Annotated in this window: 19 protein-coding genes; 6 read left to right on the plus strand and 13 right to left on the minus strand. The window is 33.6% G+C overall.

Annotated features, from left to right (window positions below; all coding sequences use genetic code 11):
* Nucleotides 1-495, plus strand: a 495-nt coding sequence (locus HMPREF2832_RS03360) for a C39 family peptidase (protein WP_186823063.1), incomplete at its 5' end; no start/stop codon positions are given.
* Nucleotides 496-609: 114 nt separating this feature from the next.
* A complete protein-coding gene (locus HMPREF2832_RS03365) occupies nt 610-1,251 on the plus strand; it encodes a hypothetical protein (protein ID WP_070505551.1) in 642 nt (213 codons plus the stop codon).
* A gap of 87 nt (nt 1,252-1,338) precedes the next feature.
* Here the strand turns inward: HMPREF2832_RS03365 and xerS are convergent, their stop codons facing one another.
* The 6 genes from xerS to HMPREF2832_RS03395 form a co-directional block, all read right to left on the minus strand.
* Nucleotides 1,339-2,409 (minus strand): tyrosine recombinase XerS, encoded by a 1,071-nt coding sequence (gene xerS / locus HMPREF2832_RS03370; protein ID WP_003001539.1) that lies wholly within the window; start codon nt 2,407-2,409, stop codon nt 1,339-1,341.
* Between the two features lie 275 nt (nt 2,410-2,684).
* Complete coding sequence (locus HMPREF2832_RS03375; protein WP_070505552.1) at nt 2,685-4,532, minus strand: zinc-ribbon domain-containing protein; 1,848 nt, start codon at nt 4,530-4,532, stop codon at nt 2,685-2,687.
* Nucleotides 4,533-4,540: 8 nt separating this feature from the next.
* Nucleotides 4,541-5,254 carry a hypothetical protein gene (locus HMPREF2832_RS03380; RefSeq protein ID WP_036757412.1) on the minus strand — a complete coding sequence of 238 codons (714 nt, stop codon included), beginning with the start codon at nt 5,252-5,254 and terminating at the stop codon, nt 4,541-4,543.
* A complete protein-coding gene (locus tag HMPREF2832_RS03385) occupies nt 5,247-6,917 on the minus strand; it encodes a hypothetical protein (RefSeq protein ID WP_036757408.1) in 1,671 nt (556 codons plus the stop codon). The genes HMPREF2832_RS03380 and HMPREF2832_RS03385 overlap by 8 nt, the downstream gene beginning before the upstream one ends.
* Nucleotides 6,914-8,764 (minus strand): hypothetical protein, encoded by a 1,851-nt coding sequence (locus tag HMPREF2832_RS03390; RefSeq protein WP_009731043.1) that lies wholly within the window; start codon nt 8,762-8,764, stop codon nt 6,914-6,916. The genes HMPREF2832_RS03385 and HMPREF2832_RS03390 overlap by 4 nt, the downstream gene beginning before the upstream one ends.
* Before the next feature lie 3 nt (nt 8,765-8,767).
* A complete protein-coding gene (locus HMPREF2832_RS03395; RefSeq protein ID WP_049504285.1) occupies nt 8,768-10,036 on the minus strand; it encodes a site-specific integrase in 1,269 nt (422 codons plus the stop codon).
* Between the two features lie 900 nt (nt 10,037-10,936).
* Between HMPREF2832_RS03395 and HMPREF2832_RS03405 the strand changes: the two genes are divergently transcribed.
* The 4 genes from HMPREF2832_RS03405 to HMPREF2832_RS03420 are packed head-to-tail and all read left to right on the plus strand — an operon-like array spanning nt 10,937 to nt 12,181.
* On the plus strand, nt 10,937-11,182 hold the full coding sequence (locus HMPREF2832_RS03405; protein WP_001813542.1) for a hypothetical protein: 246 nt from the start codon (nt 10,937-10,939) through the stop codon (nt 11,180-11,182).
* Nucleotides 11,179-11,514, plus strand: coding sequence for a DinB/UmuC family translesion DNA polymerase (locus tag HMPREF2832_RS03410; protein ID WP_000806926.1), 336 nt, complete (start codon nt 11,179-11,181; stop codon nt 11,512-11,514). Before HMPREF2832_RS03405 ends, HMPREF2832_RS03410 begins: the two co-directional genes overlap by 4 nt.
* Nucleotides 11,515-11,526: 12 nt before the next feature.
* Nucleotides 11,527-11,895 carry a hypothetical protein gene (locus HMPREF2832_RS03415; RefSeq protein WP_000567222.1) on the plus strand — a complete coding sequence of 123 codons (369 nt, stop codon included), beginning with the start codon at nt 11,527-11,529 and terminating at the stop codon, nt 11,893-11,895.
* Nucleotides 11,882-12,181, plus strand: a complete 300-nt coding sequence (locus HMPREF2832_RS03420) for a DUF5960 family protein (protein ID WP_001072467.1) — start codon at nt 11,882-11,884, stop codon at nt 12,179-12,181. Before HMPREF2832_RS03415 ends, HMPREF2832_RS03420 begins: the two co-directional genes overlap by 14 nt.
* A gap of 117 nt (nt 12,182-12,298) precedes the next feature.
* On the opposite strand, the gene msr(D) is transcribed toward HMPREF2832_RS03420, so the two are convergent.
* The 7 genes from msr(D) to HMPREF2832_RS03455 all read right to left on the minus strand — a co-directional run bounded on the left by msr(D) (nt 12,299) and on the right by HMPREF2832_RS03455 (nt 20,489).
* The gene (gene msr(D), locus HMPREF2832_RS03425; protein ID WP_000420313.1) at nt 12,299-13,762 is read right to left on the minus strand and encodes an ABC-F type ribosomal protection protein Msr(D); all 1,464 of its coding nucleotides are present in this window, start codon (nt 13,760-13,762) and stop codon (nt 12,299-12,301) included.
* 119 nt (nt 13,763-13,881) lie between these two features.
* The gene (gene mef(A), locus HMPREF2832_RS03430) at nt 13,882-15,099 is read right to left on the minus strand and encodes a macrolide efflux MFS transporter Mef(A) (protein WP_000417519.1); all 1,218 of its coding nucleotides are present in this window, start codon (nt 15,097-15,099) and stop codon (nt 13,882-13,884) included.
* Between the two features lie 385 nt (nt 15,100-15,484).
* Complete coding sequence (locus HMPREF2832_RS03435) at nt 15,485-15,655, minus strand: hypothetical protein (protein ID WP_000873143.1); 171 nt, start codon at nt 15,653-15,655, stop codon at nt 15,485-15,487.
* A 627-nt stretch (nt 15,656-16,282) separates the two neighbouring features.
* Nucleotides 16,283-17,965, minus strand: a complete 1,683-nt coding sequence (locus tag HMPREF2832_RS03440) for an ABC transporter ATP-binding protein (protein WP_000811441.1) — start codon at nt 17,963-17,965, stop codon at nt 16,283-16,285.
* A gap of 2 nt (nt 17,966-17,967) precedes the next feature.
* Nucleotides 17,968-18,705 (minus strand): ABC transporter ATP-binding protein, encoded by a 738-nt coding sequence (locus tag HMPREF2832_RS03445; protein WP_001244586.1) that lies wholly within the window; start codon nt 18,703-18,705, stop codon nt 17,968-17,970.
* A 135-nt stretch (nt 18,706-18,840) separates the two neighbouring features.
* Nucleotides 18,841-19,581 (minus strand): ABC transporter permease, encoded by a 741-nt coding sequence (locus HMPREF2832_RS03450; RefSeq protein WP_070505553.1) that lies wholly within the window; start codon nt 19,579-19,581, stop codon nt 18,841-18,843.
* A gap of 278 nt (nt 19,582-19,859) precedes the next feature.
* On the minus strand, nt 19,860-20,489 hold the full coding sequence (locus HMPREF2832_RS03455; RefSeq protein ID WP_070505554.1) for a TetR/AcrR family transcriptional regulator: 630 nt from the start codon (nt 20,487-20,489) through the stop codon (nt 19,860-19,862).
* Nucleotides 20,490-20,716 lie beyond the last annotated feature (227 nt).

A 20,716-nucleotide genomic window follows, 5' to 3' on the forward strand; every position in this document is an offset into this window, starting at 1 on the left:
GCGACAGTCCATATGATGCTGGCTAGTCGAGGGGTTAGCGTCTCTCAACATCAATTGGCTAAGGAAATGGGGACTTATAATCCCTATGGGACTCATAATCGAGATGCCATTCGCGTCTTGAATCAGAATCTATTTGGCTATCCGGAACCAAGTGGAAATCAGGCAGGCTATCGACTGGTTACTGTAACAGATGCTCGTCCAGATTCGGAAGATATCCGTCTCTTTAAAGAACGTGTGCGCAAAGATATTGATGATGGATATCCTCTCTATTACACCTTCAATGTAGCACAAATCTATCCTGGAAAAAGTGGGGAACATAATGTGATTGGAGTAGGCTATGAATTGACAGCAGATGGCAAGGACATCTCATCAATCTATTATCTAGATCCCGATACACATGTACAGGATCCAACCTATGGAGGCTTGAAGAAACTGACACCAGAGGAATTATTAGCAGCCATGGCTACCTGCGGTGAGAAAAATTATGCTTGGTAGATGATATCGTAATAAAACGAAAGTTCGTTCATGACATGGTCTCTTTTCTTGATATTCGAAAACTATGAGTGTACAATATAGAGGAAATCTGAACACAAAAGGGGATTATATTCGATGATGAGAGTTCCAGTGGAAAATCTTGGTCTATTTGAACAGTTAGATCGTATAGTCGTGGCTTTTTTTAGAAAGCAACAATCTTCAAGTCCATATGATTTGTATGTCAGTATTACACAAGAACACCTTGACCAGAAAAAGCAAGCGCTAGAACCATTAGGCTATCAAGCTGTCAAACTACCATTAGGAATGGCTTTAGATAACGTCATCCAGCAACCTTATTATAAAAACTTAATCATTGGTGGTCTTGCTCCTGAGGAAATAATCGTTAGCAAAGAAGAATTAATGCCTTTGAAAGATATCGTGGATAGCTTTTGTATCATGTACGCTGCAGCGAATAACAGATTGGAAAATAGTAAAGCTTATGAATTAATGAAAGATAAGACGGTTTATTTTATTGGTAAACTATTTACAGATTTTCCGAAGGCCGATGATGAAATTGCTTATTTAGGAATTGATCGAATAGCGAGTGACGGAACACCATATGAAGCAGTTAAATGCTTTTTAACGAAAGAAAGTGCAGAAAAGTATAATAGTGAAAAAAGACCTGTCACCCCTGCAAACCTGGCTTATCTAAAATCATTTTGGGGAAAACCAGTTATAATTGAGCCACACAGAAATTATTGGATTGAATTTTTATAGAATAATAAAAGAGCGTAAGATTCCATATAAAAATCTACGCTCTTTTTCTAACATAAAAATCATTTACATAATTTACGTTATGTAATTTTATAAACTATCCAAGGCATTTTTCTGTTCATCATTAACGATATGCGTATACAAGTCGGTAACTTGTGTGCTGGCATGTCCCAGCTGGTGGCTGACCAAAACCTGTGATTTGGTTGCATCATAGAGACGCGTTGCTAATGTATGGCGTAGTTTATGGGGCGTCACGCGGACTTTGAAGTCTTCTGAATACTTGGCCACCATTTTTTCAACGCTAGAAGCATCAATCCGGTTTGGAACACCTCGATACAAGGTTAAGAATAGAGCTGTATCAGTCTTTTCTGTCTTGTAACGTTTGTCTCGAATAGCAAGATATTGCTCTAGATAAGGCTTAGCAAAGGCAGCAACATTGACAGAGTCTCGTTTTCCACCTTTTCGAGTGACGTCAATCACCATCATCTTAAGATTGAGGTCACGAAGGTCTAGGTTAACGGCTTCAGAGAGACGGACACCAGAAGCAAGAAGGAGTGCTATAATGGCTAAATCTCGCTCTTTATTCTTATTAAAGGAGGATAGGGCGCGATTTGAGAGTGTTTGAGGGTACTCCTGGTCGATATAGTTAAGAAAACCTTCTGTTTCATCTCCTAAAAAGAGTTTTTGTTTGATATTTTCGGCTCGCGCAGCCAAGGTTTCTTTCTTTTTCTTGGTAGCAACCTTCTTCATGACGTTACGGTAGAAATAAGGTTCCCCTTGCTCATTCTCAACCTCCTCGGTCAAATACTTATAGAGACTAGATAGTGCAGAAAGGGTACGGTTTATTGTCGTTTGAGAAACTCCATTTTTAGTTGTGTTAGCATTAAGCAAAGGACGTTCGCGTAAGTAAAGAATAAAGGATTCCATGTCTTTCTTGGTCATGTGTTCCAGAACGTCTAAAGGGATCTCGGCCATGGTGTCAGCATCCGATATACCAGATTCTAAGACCCAGGTGAAAAATCGATCGTATTCCTTTAAGTATTCGTACAAGGTTGTAAAACTGTAGGGAACGGCCAGTTTCGATTGATAATATTCCAATACATACCAGGGCATGACTTGTTTGAGTTTATCAATCCGTTCTAATAAGATCTCGCGTTTCATGTTTTTCTCCAAATCTTTCTATACTAGTAGTATAGCATAGCCAGATATATTTTTCAAGAAAATTATAGTTTTTCGGAAAGATGTTATAGGGTTTAACGCTGTTAACAAAAATTTTTTTTTGAGCAAAAAATGTACTTTATTCCCGCGAAAACTAAATCTTTCGCATACTTAAATTCTGTACATTATCTACTTGAAAACTAAAAATACAATCTTTTAAAATAATGTACTTTATAAAAATCTATGATAAAAAAACAAGTTCAAATTTGAACTTGTTTTTAAATTTTCCTATAAGGGACAAAATGTTCTCTTTTTCGTCTACGCCCTTTACAAAACATGCATGGCTCGATAGATCGTTTTATATTTGCAATCTTATCTACGATAGCCATTCTATAACGATGCTCTGGATTGTTCTTACAAATCCACCAAAATCTTAATTTCGTACTATTTGTGATTCTTTCTGGATCTCCTAGAATAAGATTATTAAGGTAGTCCCACTCATTCATTAAATCTTCAAAAGAGATATTATCTTGTCTTTCTTTTAATTCTGCACAAAACGGACACATTTCTTTAAGATCTTTTGTCTCGGAACTTAAATACTTATTTAATATAATGCTGAAGCGCTCATGAAATTCAAAGTTACATTCTTTGCAGCGCCATAAATAGAACCTTTTTTCAGTTAATAATGGAACAAAACTATCTATAGGGACTTTATTATTTGGTGCCCACAATTTTGCTAGTTCAGGGTATAAGTAATCAAATGTATTAAACCCCTTCAGGGGCTTATCATTGTTGCAGTAAGGACAACACTGAGAAACTTCTCTTCGAATTGGGATAGAACATAAATATGTCCCATGACACTTTGAACAATCCCACCAATATTTTTTGGTCTCAATTGTTGTCTGAGCTAAATGAATAGGAATATTATTTTTATCACTCCATTCTTTAATCAGCTTTGGCTCTTTAAGGAAAATATTATTTTTAAATACCTCAGTCCTCCAGTCACATTGATTAGGACATGTTTGAAAGTTTTGATTTTCTAAATCAGTTCGACTGATCATTTCGGCTGGGCTACATTGAAAGTTGATTTTACAACAAGGACAAACCCAACTAACTACATTATTTGACTTAAACCAATATTCGGAAAAATCCCTTTCATTACTGAGGTCCCAAAATTCCCTCAAATAGGGATGTGTTTCGTTTAGTGTATTAAAATCCTGAAGTTTTTCTCTATTTGAACAAAATGGACAAGACCTATCTGTTTTTTCAAATAGAGAACATGAATACTCTCCGTGACAATTCGTACATTCCCATAACACATGAACATTAGATAATACATCAACTTGATTAGGTGTAATATTGTTCCTTTTAGACCACTCCTTGAGCATGGAAGAATTTAAAAAAGATAGAGGAGAAACATCAAAATCTTTATCCAATAACTCTTCAAATGAAGAATGACACTCCGAACAGTAATGACCGCTCCTTTTAATTCGGTTCAATAATCTATCAATAGATAATTCAAATTTGCAATGACACTTATCACATTCCCAATGAATAGGTACTGTTATATTGTAACTCAGCTTCAGTTCGTTAAATTTAAATTTGTTTAAATGATCACTATAGATTTTAGCTAAATTTGGATAGACAGATTTGTAATCGCAATGATAGGTAGTTTCATTGCAACCAAAATGAAATAAATCCCCACTTGTTAGTTGGAATAACCTTTTATTTGTCGCAGAATCTTTCCAACTTAATTGACAAGTCGGACATTTAAAATTGAACTTTCTTTTACTATTGAACGGCAAAGTAAGAAGTTTCTCATCTAATTCTTCATCTTGCTCAATGCTGTAGTTTATATAATTTCTGAAATCGGGATAAACCTGAAGAACACTCTCATTTTCATCAATGGAACGTTCACCTAATCCACAATGGGGGCAACACCTAAGATATTCATAACTGTCAAGCTGCACATCAACGATTTTCGCTTCCCAATGGTGTTGACAATAAGGGCAAGACCAATAGGCATATTTTAAACTATTTGACGACAATTTTTTGGGGTCAAGAACATTTCGTTTTTGATCCCAGTACATGTAAATAGCTGGATTATCTTTAACTTTCTTGTTCATTTCTTTCCTCATTTATAATTAGTTTTGCTGTCCAGTAAGTTTTTAATAGAAACCACTTTAGTTGATTTTTGAGGATTTTCTTGTTCAATAAAACCACCAGAATGAAAATCTATTTCTGATTCAGCAGTAATGATATTGTCTACTAGGAAATCCTCACTGATAACCTTTTGAGAATATTTTAGCAATCCCTCTTCTTTTAAAAGCTCATTCGCAATTTCTGGATAGACACTTGTTTTGATTATTTGTAATAGTTTTTGATTCTCATCACTTAACTCATTTTCTCTTTGTAGCTTCTGTTTTAAATCTTCATTAGTTGACTGTAGTTCAGAATTTAAAGCACGTAATTTATCTGCTTCTTGTTTATAGCTAGCCGCAATATTTGCTATTTTCTTATAGTATTGGCTAATTTCCACCAATGCTCTTTTCATAGAACCTGGAGTACGATTTTTTGCTATAAAATTGTCAGGATCTATGGTCTTGTAAGTAATCACAGTCTCATAATTTTCATCTTGATATTTAATTTCACTTTCTTTTAAAAAATCCCTGAATCTTTTATTACGTCTAATGGTTGTATCCGCAACATTTTGATAGCCATGATTCCTCACATAGTCACCGAACCGAGGAATTTTTACCAAGCTTAAATCACAGGAACACTGGGAAATTAAATACTGTTCAAACAAATGAATCAATTCATCATCAGAAATTGATTTCTTTCTAGCCATTAGACTTATTCTCCTCTAAAGATAGTTGTTTAGCATTTAAGTAATCTTGATAGGTATTGCTAACTGTTTTTAATTTCAACAAAGCTTCTCCAATATCTTCAATATGACCCTTCCCTTGTCTAACTTTTCTAATCGCTTCATTTACAACCATAGCTTTTTCATCAACTGACTTTTTAAATGATTTATCCATTGAAAAATAATCTTTACCTGCTTTACGGTAAAAAGGACAGCTCGTACAAGCACCTAGTTCTGCATGCTCACTAATAACTTTCAGACAATCTGAATAATCACCTTTCGCAAAGCGGGGTGAGTAACACCGTCCTTTATTTTCTAAAGTGATGTATTGTCCTTGTGCTGTATAAAATGGCTGCCTCTTACTTATGGCGTAATTCGTGTTTTTACTCGTTAGTTTACGATACATTTGATAACTACGACATTCAATAAATTGGCTTAAATTTGAAAAATAGTGAGATGAAGTTGTCACACTTTCATGACCAGCTAAAAGCATAGCTGTAACAGGACTAGCCCCTTCTGCAATTAAATTGATCATTGCAATATGTCTCGTATCACCAATATGAATCAAATTAATCTCGTTTTCATCTAATCTAACTGGAAAACTAAAATAATTAACTTGATAACCGTATTTTTGAGAAATTATCTCATTAAAAAAATACCTCAAAATAGTATTGAGATTAGTGTAAGTTAAAAATCGGTTATTAACACCTGTTCGACGACCCCAACGATTATAATGGGGATCGGTCACAAATAATGTATCTAATTTAGTAGAACGATCATTTTCCGTAAGTTTGAGATAAGTCTTTATTTCAGAAGCTAATGAATTAGTAATTTCATAAGTATTCAAAATATAATCTTCAGAAATTTTATGTTCAACAAGTCGATCCCTTCCTTTGATTATATTTCTCCTTAATGTAAGAAAATATTTTCCATCTTTCTCGGTCAAACAGTTTCTTTGAATTAAAAGAAATTCTCTTGGCCTTAAGGGTAAAATCGCTGTAATCTGCCACCAGAGATACAATGGATAATAAAATAGACGTTCTTTCTTAGATAATGTTTGAGACCAATAATCATTTAAAATGTCATTAAAAGTAAAATAGGATTGAAATTGCGCTAATTGTCTTTGCTGTTTTGACTTCTGCCTTTTTTGAAGGTTGAGAGTTAATTTATTATCCAATTGCTCCAATAGTTGACTTAGTTGAATATCATCTGAACAGGGAAGATTTGAGAAAAAGTCAATACATAAACCAGGAAATATTACAGAGATATTTTCTAAATCTAAAAACGTATCTTTGGTTGTATTTTTGATAATACGTTTAATATCTCTTAGAAATAGCTGCAAAGTTTCTAAAACATGTTGTTTCATTGAGAAAACAATAAAACTTTTTAAGTAATCGATAAATTCCTTATAAGGCAACTGAAAAATTGATTGATAAAATCTCCTATATTGAAACTCAGGAATGTTAAAAAACAGGCTAATATTGGCATATTCATTTGTAGTTTCCCATTTCTTATGATCAAAATCGTAACTTAGAATAATTCCTTTTTCAAAATAATCATCGAAAACTTCTTTTGCTCGCAGAACACAATCACAGTTAAATGGTTCAAAATAATTTTCAGTTTTAAAAAGTTTAGCTTGATTGTTCAATTTATTAACTCCTTTATTATTTCTTCGTAATCATGCAACACGTCATCCCCATATTGCTCGCATAAAGCTTGCAACATTTCAGTTAAACAAGGTTTTATTTGTTCTTCTAAAATACTCCGAATTTTACCTTTTTCTAAATCAGTTCGAACTCTAGAGTATTGTTTGTTCAAACGATTGAATTCTCCTACTAATAACAATAAAGTAGATTTAGTTTGTAGTTCATAATGACAACCGATGCAATGTTGTCTATCGTCATATGGACAAATCTTTCCAAGTGCAGACAAAAGACACATGCTTTCACCTTGTTTTGAGAAGGCTTCACCGTTTCCTATACGATGACAAATAGTAAGAAGTTGATTAGGCTCTGCTTCTTCTTCTACCAAAATCTTTAATGCCTTTTGCGATTTCACTTCTGCCTGAATACTTAAAGCCAATGTTTTTTCGATCTCATTTGGTGTCAAATCTAACTGTTTAATCATCTGAGTTTGTTGACTAGGACTTAATTCTTTATACTTTCCTCTGGTAACAATCGTCAGGAGCATTGATGGAATCATAGATAAAACACCTCGTTCAAATAGTTCTCTCGCAACCATTTCTGGTTTAAGCTGACTTAGTTGGGCATCTTTTAGGTACGTTGTTGTGGTTTGAGCAAATTCATCGAATGAACCTTTATGGCTACGGGCTAATGCAGCTAAAAAATAGCCTTTAATATTTAACTCAGATTTTTCTTGCAAAACATCATCTGCTAACATGGCAACAGTTTGAAGATAGGATTTATTTGCAGATCTAGAACTAAAATTCCTTTCAAGAAATAAGTCTCCAATTTCTTTCCCCATATATCGGCTAATTCGTTTATATTCTTTTATTTGTCGAATTAAAGGTTCATTATTATTATCTTTATTCAACTGATAATGAGCTTCACAGATAGCCAACAACGTTCCAATCAATACCTGACAGCTCTCAGGGACCTGAAATTTAATCTGACTAATATTTTTAGTTCCCTTTGTTTTGTTTGGAGTAATATTTAAATAAGTTAAACGAGTTGTAATACTTAAAAGAGTTCTTCTTGCCTCACTGCTACTCCAATCCCCACTTCTAACTGATTTTAGAACTTCTTTTGGTGTTCTAGGAAGTTGTGGATGCCCAAGTTGTTCTAAATCTGTTCCACGTAGCGCACATATAAAATGAAGTGCTAGAAATAGCCATGTATCTGCGTAGTCTTTTGAGATTGCTGCTTTATAAAGCATATCTTCTTTTCTAATGTAATCGTCATTAAAAAGAAAATACAGTAATTCTAAATATTCGTCTAACTCATAAGCGTTAGTCTCCTGTTCTAATGTGTATCGAGGTGTAAATTCATATCTTTTGTGATAGTTACATCTCGTTTTATTCATTAACCACTTTAAAAAATCAATAAAAACTTCGCCTTTTTGCTTTTCAAGTGCATATACTGCTTCTTCAACCAACAATTCAATTTCATTATCATTACAGAGGAATAAATCTCTTTTTAGATAATAAGCAAGAAAATCTTGAACATAAAAGATGTTTTCTTTAGATAAGTTGCTATCTTCTGAGTATTGCTGAAAATATTTGTAAGTTAATGGGAATTTTTGTTTAAATATAGGCTGAATTCCTGCTAAACCAGTTGGTCCAAGAAGATAATTGGTTATTTTTTCTATTAATAATTGAGCCTCTTTATCTGAGATAGAATAGTTATCCAAATCAATTTCTATGTTAAACCAATTGTTATCAACTAAAAACTTACTAATTTTGCCTTTATACTGTATATCGTTTTTTCCGAGTTCACTTAACAGATTTTCAATCAAAGATTTAATTGAATAAGTCATACATTACCTTTCTAACTTATCACCAAAAAGTTCATTTGCTTGCCAATTCATATAGTCAAAAACGCCATTGTTAACTTGACCATATTGTTTTGCGATTTCACCTTTATTTTGCAGGTAAACCCAAGCACTCTCAGGAGATTTATCACCTCTTGCAGACATGAGTACACTAATCTCAGAAACCCCAGATAAGACTAACTGTGTCGTGTACCAGTGTCTGAAAATATGTGGGGAAATATTATGTTCCTGTAAAAGTTGACCGAAGAAAACAACCTCTGCATCATCGGACTTTAAGAAGATTGGGATCATCTCTTCACGAATAATCTTACGAAAACGTTGATAGTATACATCGTATGATAATGCTTTTCCTCGTCTGTTAAGATTTAATGGCCCATAGTCCTTCTCATACTTCTTACCTTCCAGATAACTCATATAGTCGTTATAAGTGTCTAAAAAGACCTCCAAGAAGATATAAGGTACTGCTTGAAGTCTTTCCTTTTTAATCCGTCCAGTCGGCTTTAAATCGCTTCTAAGAGGTATTTCTTTTCGTAGATCGATCTCAATCTTAAATACTTGACCATCACTTTGGTGAAATAAAATACCTGGTCCTAGAGGACTATCTTCACGTCTTACGTTACATGCTTCTGATGGTCTTAAGCCAACAAAGGCCCCCAAGGCCACAACCATGAGTAGATCTTTATGATAGTGTGCTATGTGAGAAAATAACATCTCAAAAGCACTATTTGGCATATCACGAAAAATAGCTTTCTCAGTGTTGCTATCATTTACGTATATTTCAAAATTTGGTTCTTTACGCTTTATAACCCGTCCTCTACTATTCGTAAAAGTTGTCGTAGAATACAATTCTTCTGCTTTTAACTTAGCCTTTCCCTCTCGCTCACTTAAATAAAGAGTTAAGAAGTCAAGAACTGCATTTACGCATTTTTCAACGGTGCTTTTCTTTCTTTTTTCTCTATCTCCTGGTAACTGAGATAATCCATAAAGCGTAAAAAATTCTCTAACCATTTCAAGTGTAAGTTGATCTATACTTTTAAGTCCAGAAGTACCAAATATAAAATTTAGAAACTTAACAACGTAAGAAAAGCGTTTATTCCCATCATCTGAAATAGACTTGATTCTTGAAGTAGATTTAACATAACGATGAAAATCAGTAAATTGTAAGTTGCCGTCATCGTGCTTCAGAACGATAAATTGCTTTGTCACGATGTTGTTATCACCTAAAACTAGTGAATGTTTATATACAACAAATCTCATGTTATCTCCTTGTTTAATATGACTGAAGGTTCTGACTGGGTTTTAGGATGTCAATACACAAAAAAACGATCAAATCAGTACCATTTTCCTTTGTGCTCTAAACTGCATAAAGGGAATATCGATGAGTACTTTCATTGATCGTTATTATTATTTGAATTAATTCAATAACAAAAGTAACTTCATCTAAGTAATAAGAGCAATTAATTAGCTCAGCAACAACGATAACCACAGCAACTCCTTCTAAACAATGAAAGGAATATCCGCCGTGGCTATCTATTTACTTTTTTTCTTTTACTTTTGTAAGTTACTTTTGTTATTTTTACTTTTTCTGTATTATATCATATTTTGATTAAATTGTCATCTGAGATAGTGATTTTAAAAAAACTGGAAATTTTTTTAATTGTATATTTTGACAATAAAAAACATTTTTATATCAATTTAATGATTTTAGAGCGTTTTTAGCTTATTTGATTTTAAAGTTGTCGTCTATTCCTCAGGATTACTTGAAGAACAGGAAAAATTCGACAACAAAGTAGTCGATCTATTCAGTTATAAAACCTATGAAGGTCTTTCTGCTGGAACTGGCCACTCCTACTTTGGAGATGTAGATTATACTCTTACTTATTCAACTGAGAATATCCCTCATGATTTCTCCTCATGTGCTGAGAGCTTTCTTCTATACTAATAGACGAAAGGGTGTGAAAATGATTTTTAAATGATACTGTGGAACGGAACAGTAGCCCTAGTATTGACTACTGTCGTTTCTATTCATATTGGCTATTCTAGGACTGAGATGAAAAAATCTATAAATGCTCAGAATAAAATTGAACCCGCAAATCTCCCCAAAACAATGGTGAGTCATGTACTTGTATTATTCCGAAAAAATACACCTCTGGTGCAGTGAGACAAATTGGTGTATCTTATAGTGGCTTCGTAGATGAAAGCTATACTCTACTATCACTCTTTGATGATGTAGAACAAATTGAAAAAGATAATAGACTTCAGACAGCTATTGATGTTGTCAGAGAACAGTTTGGTTTTTTAGCCATACAAAAAGGAACCGTCCTAACTGAAGGTTCCAGAAATATTGAACGCAGTAAACTTATCGGTGGTCATTCCGCGGGTGGATTGGAGGGATTAAAATGAAACAAGAAAAAAATACAGTACAATTTTCAGAAATCCGTAGCAAAGGATGTAATGATATTGAAATGCTTGAAAGATTTTTACATGGAATCGTTGAAACAGCAACTTCAAAACTTCGTCAGAGAAAACTCAAAACAACTGAAATATCGATACGACTAGTACATGCTAAATCTGAAAACCGATTACCATTGGAATTTACATTTAGCATTAAGCCAACAAGCTCATCTGTGATAATCTATACTGAGGTAATCAATCGCTTTAAAGAATGTTACACAGGTGGGGGAATTCAAGGTTTTACGATTCAATTTGATAAAAATACCCTTGCCTCTGCATAGAAAGGATTTGATATGATTGACCGTTCATATTTACCATTTCAATCAGCAAGAGAGTACCAGGATACAAAGATGCAAAAATGGATGGGCTTTTTCCTATCTGAACATGCATCAGCACTCTCTGATGATACAAACAAAGTAACGTACATGTCTGACTTATCACTAGAGAAGAAATTATTACTCCTCAGTCAAGTATACGCCGGGCAGCTACGCACACGCATTCAAGTGATTGAAAAAAACAAGCGTGTTTCCTACACTGGAACAATACCAAGTCTGACCAAAGATTTCATTTTGATAAAAACTACAACAGGTCACATCAATTTGAAATTAAAAGACATTATTAGTATTGAACTTGTCGAGGAGGTGCTCTATGAATCAGCTTGAGTTTCAGCGTAATCACCTACAAATGGACTATTATAGCGAGAGCTACCAAGATTTTGAACGTGACTTCTACCGCTACTCTAACATGAATATTCCATTGACCTTCCTAACTGATGATATCCTAAAAACAATGGCGACTTCACGTAAGAATTACTTTGTCCTCAATAAGGAAAAGTCCAGAGATAACCGCGATCACTTCTTCATATTTGAAGTAAGTACCGTAGATGAGAATCCGCTAATCTATCATTATACATATAAGAAAACTACAATATATTTAGCAGAAAAATAGGAGCAGTTCAATTGACTGTTCCTATTTTTAATATTCATAAAATCTAAAGTCTTTATACTCTTTAACAATGGAGTCGCCAACCAGAACAGACTATACTGACCAGCGACTACCTTAAATTTAATGTTTCAGATTTATTTTCTTATCTCTAATTTCATAAACTACATCTGCTACATTTTCGAGTAATCGTTTATCGTGGGTGATAAACACGATAGTTCCGGTGTACTCCTTCATTAGTATTTCCAAAGCCTCTAAACTTGGTATGTCAAGGAAGTTACTGGGTTCATCCATTATTAGGATGTTATATCTACCCATGAGCATTTTAGCAAGCAACAATTTTATAATTTCTCCACCGCTTAAAACAGATAAACTTTTTCCAATATCGTTCTGTTTGAACCCCATAGATGCTAGCACTGAACGAATTTCTGATATATTGTAGTCACAATCCTTCTGCATAAACTCCATAACATTCTGATTACTGTTGTACTTGTAACCATTCTGTGCAAAGTAACCTATTTTTGCCTTAGGCGAAATAGAAATTCCTTCTTCATGGTTTAAGATCATTTGGATTAAAGTTGTTTTTCCGATTCCATTACCACCAGTTAACGCCACTTTTGCTCCTAACGGAATTTGAAAAGATGCATTTTCAAACAGAGCCTTATCCCCAAATACTTTATTAATTTCTGCACCGACTATAGGGTATGGATTATGGAGCTCCAATGCTTTACTTTGCCTGAAACGAATTCTGCGAATGCCTTCCGGAGCTTCTACTTTTCCTAAGGCCGCAATCCTGTGCTCTAGGGTTTTAGCAGCATTATACATCTTTTTTTCCTTACTTCCTATTGATTTTTGATGAGCTAAACGCCCTCCGTCTTCAGTACTTTTTTTCTTTGAAGAACCTTTTGCCTTCTGTTCTATTTTACGAGCCTGTTTTCGCTTTTCCTCCGCAGCCCTTTCCAATCGGGCACGTTCCGCAATAAATTGTTCGTATTCTGCAGCTTGGCTCTTACGTTCTTCCTCTTTCTGACGAAGATAATCAGAATAGTTTCCCCAATACTCAGTGATTTTGCCATCTTTCAGTTCCCATATTTTATCTACTATTTCATCAAGAAAATAGCGGTCATGGCTAATAACTAACAGTGCACCTGTAAAATATTTTAGCTGTCCTATTAGAAAATCAATTCCTTCACGGTCTAAATGGCTCGTAGGTTCATCCGCTAAAATACCATGAACCTGTGCCGATAAGGCCTGTGCTATTTTAAGCCTTGTTTCTTCACCACCGCTCATAGTCTGTATATTTAATTGCTCAACACCTAGCTTGCCTACAAGTGCAAAATCTTTTTCCTCCTGCAGAGTTACTTCGTCCAACTGGGGAATATAGGCAAGTTCACCCAGACGATTCATTTTACATCCTGGGGGAGTTAATTCTCCTAAAAGTACCCTGAGTAAAGTGCTTTTTCCAGCACCATTTGCTCCTACTAAACCAATACGGTCATAATCATATACTTCTAATTCATTTATATCTAAAACATCGCGTCCTTTGAATTCCACACGAATGTCTTTTGCTTTTAATATTAATTCCATAACATTTCCTCCTGTCTATAATCGCATGCTTTCATTTGCTTGTATGCAGGGAAAACCCTGCGATTTTAGCAGGAAGAGTTACATGAAAATAAGATACATAAATATTCCTCCAATATTGTTTATTTTAAATCTAATTTTCTAACCTCAGTTATCATTTGGCAAACTATAGCAATGCCAATAATTAAAATACCTGATAGTAAAAACCAATGATTTACACCGATTTTATCAGCAAAGAATCCAGAAAGAATTAACCCAATTGGCATAGCAAGTGACATGATACTTCCGATCAAAGAAAATACACGTCCTAAATATTCAGGCTTAATTTTCTCCTGAAAAAGAGCTGTTTGCACACCGCTATAAAATGGCACCGAAAGCCCCATTATTGCACAGCAAACTACGAATATTACAAATCCATTTGGAGGAAGTATTCCCGAAACGGCTAAACTGGTCCCCATTATAAAAAATGAACTTGTTATTAGTAATACATGCTTTTCGAAGCCCCCTAATCTTCCTAATAATAAGCCTCCTGCTAGCATCCCAAATGCAAAGGAAATTTCCGTAATAGAAATATGCACAGGCGTTCCATTAAAGTGTTCCATGCTTATTAAAGGAAATAGTGCATTGATTGGCATATAAACAAAAGTATATAGTGTTCCTAAGAGTAATAAGGCAAACAATCCTTTGTTTTGTCTCAGAACCACAACTCCTTCTTTCATCTCCCTTATGAAATTTGGTTCTAAACTTTGCACTTGATTACCCAGCTTAGGTATACGTACAATTGCTACCGTAATAGATGCAATCACAGCACCCAATACGTCGATGGCAATAATAGCATTTAAATCCCAAACGGAGTATAAGAGTGCTGCAACTGCCGGACTAACAATATAGCTTATAGACTGCAAAGACTGACTATAGCCTGCGCATTTCGTTAGCTGTTCTTCTGGTACTAAAAGTGGTGTAACCGCATTGAGTGCTGGGGTATGAAAAGCTGTTCCAATGCTACGGATAAACAATACTATCATAATCATCCAGACAGGTAGCTCCATACAGAATGCAACAATAGCAAGCACTGCACCAGCTGCTGCGATAATTAAATCGGCACCAATCATTATCTTCTTCCTATCATGACGATCCACTAGCACACCAATGGCAGGTCCCAAAATCGCATAGGGTAAAAAACCTACTAATGAAGCCATAGACAAGACCATCGCAGATCCTGTTTTTTCTGTAAGGTAAAAAATAATCGCCATTTGCAGGATGGCACTAGTGATTAATGATACTGCTTGCCCTGCCCATATTGCATAAAATTTTCGTTTCCAATTGTTGTATTTTTCCATTTATATTATCTCCTGCATATTATTTTGCTTGAATTTCTATTTTGAATAGCATTCTAGGCAATAAAAAATGCAGGCCAAACCCCACAATGTGGCTTTTGGTCTGCATACATACAATTTGGAAACATTCATATTAAAGACATAGTTAAATAAAGGTATAGTTAAATAACCAATATCCTCACCGTAACTAATGAATGCTCAATATCGTATAAATAAGCACAACAAAAAAGCCTATCATCGGGTATAGATTCTGCTTTTTTTATTGCCAGCTTATCTTAAACGCATTGAGGCTGTCATAGTTTCGGTTCCTCCTACATCTTTGTTTATATCAATTTATAGTATAACACAACAAGATGATATGTTCAATATAAAAGTTATGGAATGAGACTCATACTTCCAATTCGATGCCAGATTTAAAGGATATGACGAAGTTTTCTTCATAGACTGTAACGCTCTGGATTATCTTCCTTAGTAGCAAGCGATTAGCTTTCACAAAATCTTCTGTTTGTAGTTTTAAAAATTCATCAGGATTTTCTAACTCAACCTCAAAATATTTCATTTTACATTCCCTCATTTCATTTATTGATAAATTGAGTTTGCAAAAAAGAGTGGACAATTTTTGTCTACTCTTAACCTTTAAAATAGTTTTTTTAATCGATTTGAAGTTGCCTAAATTATTACTTATTCGGTAAAATGAAGTATTGCTTTCAACAGATTTCCTTCAACTACACTTCACTTGATTCAAACAAGGTGGGTACATTTCTATTCCCACAAACTCCTTGTCAATGGAAACAAACACGTACCCACAGGGTAAATGGAAATAGAAACTGATAATTTCTAGCTATCACTTCTACTCATTCCAAAAATTTTCTCACTCTGATACTTACCCACCATAAAGCAAAAAGCCTTGCAATCAAGGCTTTCATTATCCCTTTCGTTCAAAGGTTTCTAAGCTTTTACGAGCAGAGCGACACACTCAGCGGTTCGCTATCTCCGTTCTGTCTGCGTGCTAGCACTTGTCAATCACGGACAGCTATCGCATGGGCGGAAGTAAATGCTAATCTTCGTCGTTTTACTCCTTGACTAGCAAACTTACCGCCTCAACATGTGGTGCTAGCAAGCTTATATATTATAGAACGAAAAGGATAGAGTGTTTTATAAAATTATACTATAAAATGAAAGAGAATTACACACTCAACTCAAACAACTTATAAAACTCACCTCTCCTATCCATCAAATCACTGAAAGAACCATCTTCAACAATAACGCCATCTTTCATAAAGAGAATTCTATCGTATTTTTTCAAAATGTTCTCATTCAACTTGTGGGTTACTACAAGTGCAGTCAAATTTTGAATATCCAAGATTGAACTTTCAATTTCAGTAGTTACTTGATTATCCAAAGATGAAGTAGCCTCATCCAATAATAAGATTGGTGTTTTTCGAATCAAGGCACGCGCAATACTAACTCTTTGTTTTTGTCCGCCAGATAGATTTGAGCCATTCTCTCCACATAAAGTTTGTAGACCAGATTCATTTTCTAAAACATAACTTTCTAAACCCGACTGCTGTACAGCTTGCTTTATTTCCTCATCAGTGAAGGATTGATTAAGAGTAATATTTGCTCTTAAAGTATCATCAAAGATATAAACGTCTTGTTGAACAATTGTCATTAAGTTATAAAGGCTCTCTGCTGAAATAGCTTGCAAATCTATATTATCAATGGAGATGTGCCCACTTGTTACATCGTAAAAACGCAGTAATAGATTGAGCAAAGTTGATTTCCCACTCCCTGACATTCCAACAATTGCAATTTTTTCTCCTTTTTGAATCTTCAAAGATAAATGGTTAAAAATTTTTTCTTTAGTATTAGGGTAAGAAAAGTCTATATTTGAAAAAGAAATAACATCATCGAAATATTCTTTTGTTTCACCAGTCTGAAGCTCAGTTACATCTTTTACCTCAAATGCATCTAGTGTTGCCTGACCTTCACGAAATTTACTTATTCCCATTCCAACTTCATTCAGTGGCATTACTACAAAATTGACCAGTTGAACAATAGCTGTTACACTCCCAATTGTGGTAGAGCTATTAAATACGAGATACATCCCTCCACCAAAGGCTACCAAAAAAACAATCATCCCTGAAAGCTGTGAAATAACATTAGCTAAAACGTCAAATTTCCCTTTTATAAAATTTATTTCATCAAATTTTTCACTTTCATGACTATAATCCTCACAGATAGCATCTTTCACATTAAAACTTTTAATAACAAGAAATCCTGCTAAAATATCTTTAACCTTAGCTAAATACTTCTGATCGGCAACCATAGCTCTATTTTGTAAAGAGGCTGATTTTTGTCCAATAAATCCTGAAATCATCATCGGAATGATGCTAGCAATGATAACTAATAAGGTCAAAAACCAATTACCTATAAACATAGTTAGAAGTGAAAAAATCATTAAGGAAAGGTTTTTTGAAATATTAAAATACTGGTATAGATAATCTTGCTCAATTTTCTTCATATTTTCGGTTAATACGGAAATAAATTTCCCTGATTTTTCTTTAGAAAAGTCTCTATAATCCCTATCTAAAATAGATTGGAACACCTTGTTTTTGTATCTTGACATGATTTGCCTAACAAGTTTATTTCTCAATCGAAGAGATATAAAGTTGAGTGCTGCATAGATGAAAATAACAGTAGCTCCTACTAGTACCGCTTGAGTTAAGGCTTCTTTATTTTGGGACATGCCACTATCAATAATACCTTTAATAGAATAAGCAAAAGCAATATTAGTTAAAGGGACCAGTATATTAAATATCATGAAAGCATAAAAAGCCTTCTGATGGTTCTTTATCAATTGTTTCATCCTTAATCTACCTCATAATTCTTAATTTCATTTAGAAAATGTGACATAAAATATTCTTCTAAGTCAATATTCTCTCTCCTAATCTCTTTCATAGAAACCTGTTCTACAATTTCTCCATTTTTGATAAAGCCAATTTTATCTGCTATCTGTGAAATTTCCGATAATATATGACTCGATATTAGAATAGTAATTCCATGCTCCTTAGAAAGCGACAACAAAAGATTTCGAATTTCTTGAATCCCTATTGGATCTAAACCATTGATTGGCTCATCTAAAATTAACAATTTAGGTTTTGTTAGAAAGGCACGAGCTAAACCAAGCCTTTGCCTCATTCCTAACGAAAAATCTTTTACTTTTTTAGTCGTATTTTTTAAGCCGACCATTCTTAAGGCTTTTTTTATATCTGATTCAATAATATTTTTCCCCATATATTGAGCGTGAATTTCCAAAATTTCTTTTGCAGTGCAATTATCATAAAAAATTGGTGATTCAATAATACTTCCAATCTGACTTAGGATTTCTTCTCTGTGTTCTTGTAGATTTTTCCCAAAAATTTCAATACTACCTGATGTAATTGTTGATAAGGTTAACATACATTTCATTAACGTTGTTTTTCCAGCACCGTTCGGTCCTAAAAAACCATAGATTTCTCCTTCAGCAATTTGAAGGTTGATACCACTTAAAATTTCTTCTTTATCAATTGTTTTAAAAACTTCTTTTATTTCAACAATATTTCTCATTTCTATCTCTCTTTCTATATCCAGCTTTAAATGAAAGAATTTTTCTCCTGGAGCATAAATACCAACTTATACAGCCTCTTTTTTTATAGAAATCATCAAGGAATTATCACATTCCTTCAATTAAATTCAGCTATGCTACTTGATACTAATATCTTGTCTTGAAATATTATAAATTGAAAATGAAGTAATCATTAAACTTATGAAACTTGCAAATATCAAAAAGAATAAGTTATCAGCAATATTATTAGATAAACTTCCTGGACTTATATTCGAAAGTAATGCTGCTAAACCAAGACCTGTAAGCATTGTTATAGCTGTTGAATGCTTAATCATACCTAAAACAAATGGTAGTAACCCTATTAGTACAGTTCCAAACGTAATTCCAGCTAAGTTAATTAATTGATTAGCTAGAGGGATATAACTAGATTCAGTTACAACAGCCATGAATCTAATGAATAATTGAATCACTAAATGTGCAGAAAAATGGGCAATAAATGATATTAGGATGACTGAAAGAATTTTTCCCCATAGTAACTTTATTTTAGAAATAGGGTAAGAAAACAACTGAAAAATTGTTCTTCGTTTAAATTCATCAATGATAATCGTAGATAATAAATAAGATTCAAAAATCAAAAATGCTGCTTTAGTAAATAAAGATGAAAACAATGATGCTACAATTGCCCAACCTTCCCATTTACCAGTAATTCTAATAAGATTAGAATCCTGTCCAGTGAATTCTCCTAGTTTATTGTCAGTACCTAACCCCATAATGATTATTACTGTAATACCTAACACTATAAATATAGAACACAACCAGGCTAAAAATAATTTAGATTTAGAAATTTTATTTAATTCAATTTTAATAAGCAACAACATAGATTCTTTCCTCCAAAGTGTAAATAAAGAATAAACTATTCAAACTAATCTCACCAAATATTTAAAAATAAGCTTATTTAACAGACAATCGCATCAGACATACTATCGGTATGTAAATATCAAAAAAACAAACATACCTATGGTATGTATAATGGAATTTTAATAACACACTTAAAGTATGTTATTTTTTAAGTATCAAAATGTAAAATAGATCGTTCAATTGATAATACATAGATAGAAATTAGTATTAACAAGCATGTCATGCGACTACTTATTTCCTATTTTTTTAAGTGATCAAATAAGTTGAAAATCACCTCCATCATTTCATCAGAAATTAACTGTACCCCTAGACCTTCAAAAGTAAGTTTAATGAAATTCATTTTACGCTTTAATTCTACTAATGAAAAAACGGAAATTTGAAAACCAATCCAAATATTTAAAGTTAAAACAATTAAATCTGCTAGCTCTTCTGGATATTCTGTTTTAATTGACCCATCTTCAACACCTTCGTAAACTTTTTCTCTAATTTCGGGTAAAAAATCAGAAAATAGACCTAGATACTGCTCTCCCAACAAACGTGGACTTCTTAGCATAATTGAGGCAGAGTAAACGAGCCTTTGGTGTTCAAAATTAGAGAAAGAGTCCATCAAAGAATTTTGTATCTTTTCTAATCCAGTCTTTCCTCTCCAATTATAATTAAAAATTTCTTGATTATTTTCGCTGATGATCGTTTGAAGTATATCATATTTAGACTCAAAATGATGATAAATAACACCTTTCGTCAATCCACCTAAGCCATCTATGATATCTTGGATTGACGTATTATCAAATCCTTTTTCTAAAAATAAATCTTTAGAGACATTTAGTATTTTTTTTCTAGTTTCATGTGAGTTTCTATTCCTTGCCATTTTAGTCCCTTTCTATCATACCAATGGTATGTAATTCTATTGTAGTGGAAGTAACTAATAATGTCAAGTTCTTTATTGGAACATGAAAAAGCTTTACAATAAAGGCTTTTCATTATTACTTCGCTACAAGGTTTCTAAGCTTTTACCAGCAAAGATACACACTCAACTTGGGTTTTAGAGGACTAAATGGAGTCTGAATTGCCTTTTAGAGATGTAGTATTGATTAA

It is taken from the genome of Streptococcus sp. HMSC073D05, from assembly GCF_001812015.1.
Taxonomy (GTDB): Bacteria; Bacillota; Bacilli; order Lactobacillales; family Streptococcaceae; genus Streptococcus; species Streptococcus parasanguinis_D.

What these genes read in the sequence shown, in the direction of transcription:
- HMPREF2832_RS03365 (WP_070505551.1), top strand. Translation starts at nt 610, where the DNA reads ATGATGAGAGTTCCAGTGGAAAATCTTGGTCTATTTGAACAGTTAGAT.
- xerS (WP_003001539.1), bottom strand. Translation starts at nt 2,409, where the DNA reads ATGAAACGCGAGATCTTATTAGAACGGATTGATAAACTCAAACAAGTC.
- HMPREF2832_RS03375 (WP_070505552.1), bottom strand. Translation starts at nt 4,532, where the DNA reads ATGAACAAGAAAGTTAAAGATAATCCAGCTATTTACATGTACTGGGAT.
- HMPREF2832_RS03380 (WP_036757412.1), bottom strand. Translation starts at nt 5,254, where the DNA reads ATGGCTAGAAAGAAATCAATTTCTGATGATGAATTGATTCATTTGTTT.
- HMPREF2832_RS03390 (WP_009731043.1), bottom strand. Translation starts at nt 8,764, where the DNA reads ATGACTTATTCAATTAAATCTTTGATTGAAAATCTGTTAAGTGAACTC.
- HMPREF2832_RS03395 (WP_049504285.1), bottom strand. Translation starts at nt 10,036, where the DNA reads ATGAGATTTGTTGTATATAAACATTCACTAGTTTTAGGTGATAACAAC.
- HMPREF2832_RS03410 (WP_000806926.1), top strand. Translation starts at nt 11,179, where the DNA reads ATGAAACAAGAAAAAAATACAGTACAATTTTCAGAAATCCGTAGCAAA.
- HMPREF2832_RS03415 (WP_000567222.1), top strand. Translation starts at nt 11,527, where the DNA reads ATGATTGACCGTTCATATTTACCATTTCAATCAGCAAGAGAGTACCAG.
- HMPREF2832_RS03420 (WP_001072467.1), top strand. Translation starts at nt 11,882, where the DNA reads ATGAATCAGCTTGAGTTTCAGCGTAATCACCTACAAATGGACTATTAT.
- HMPREF2832_RS03435 (WP_000873143.1), bottom strand. Translation starts at nt 15,655, where the DNA reads ATGAAATATTTTGAGGTTGAGTTAGAAAATCCTGATGAATTTTTAAAA.
- HMPREF2832_RS03440 (WP_000811441.1), bottom strand. Translation starts at nt 17,965, where the DNA reads ATGAAACAATTGATAAAGAACCATCAGAAGGCTTTTTATGCTTTCATG.
- HMPREF2832_RS03445 (WP_001244586.1), bottom strand. Translation starts at nt 18,705, where the DNA reads ATGAGAAATATTGTTGAAATAAAAGAAGTTTTTAAAACAATTGATAAA.
- HMPREF2832_RS03450 (WP_070505553.1), bottom strand. Translation starts at nt 19,581, where the DNA reads ATGTTGTTGCTTATTAAAATTGAATTAAATAAAATTTCTAAATCTAAA.
- HMPREF2832_RS03455 (WP_070505554.1), bottom strand. Translation starts at nt 20,489, where the DNA reads ATGGCAAGGAATAGAAACTCACATGAAACTAGAAAAAAAATACTAAAT.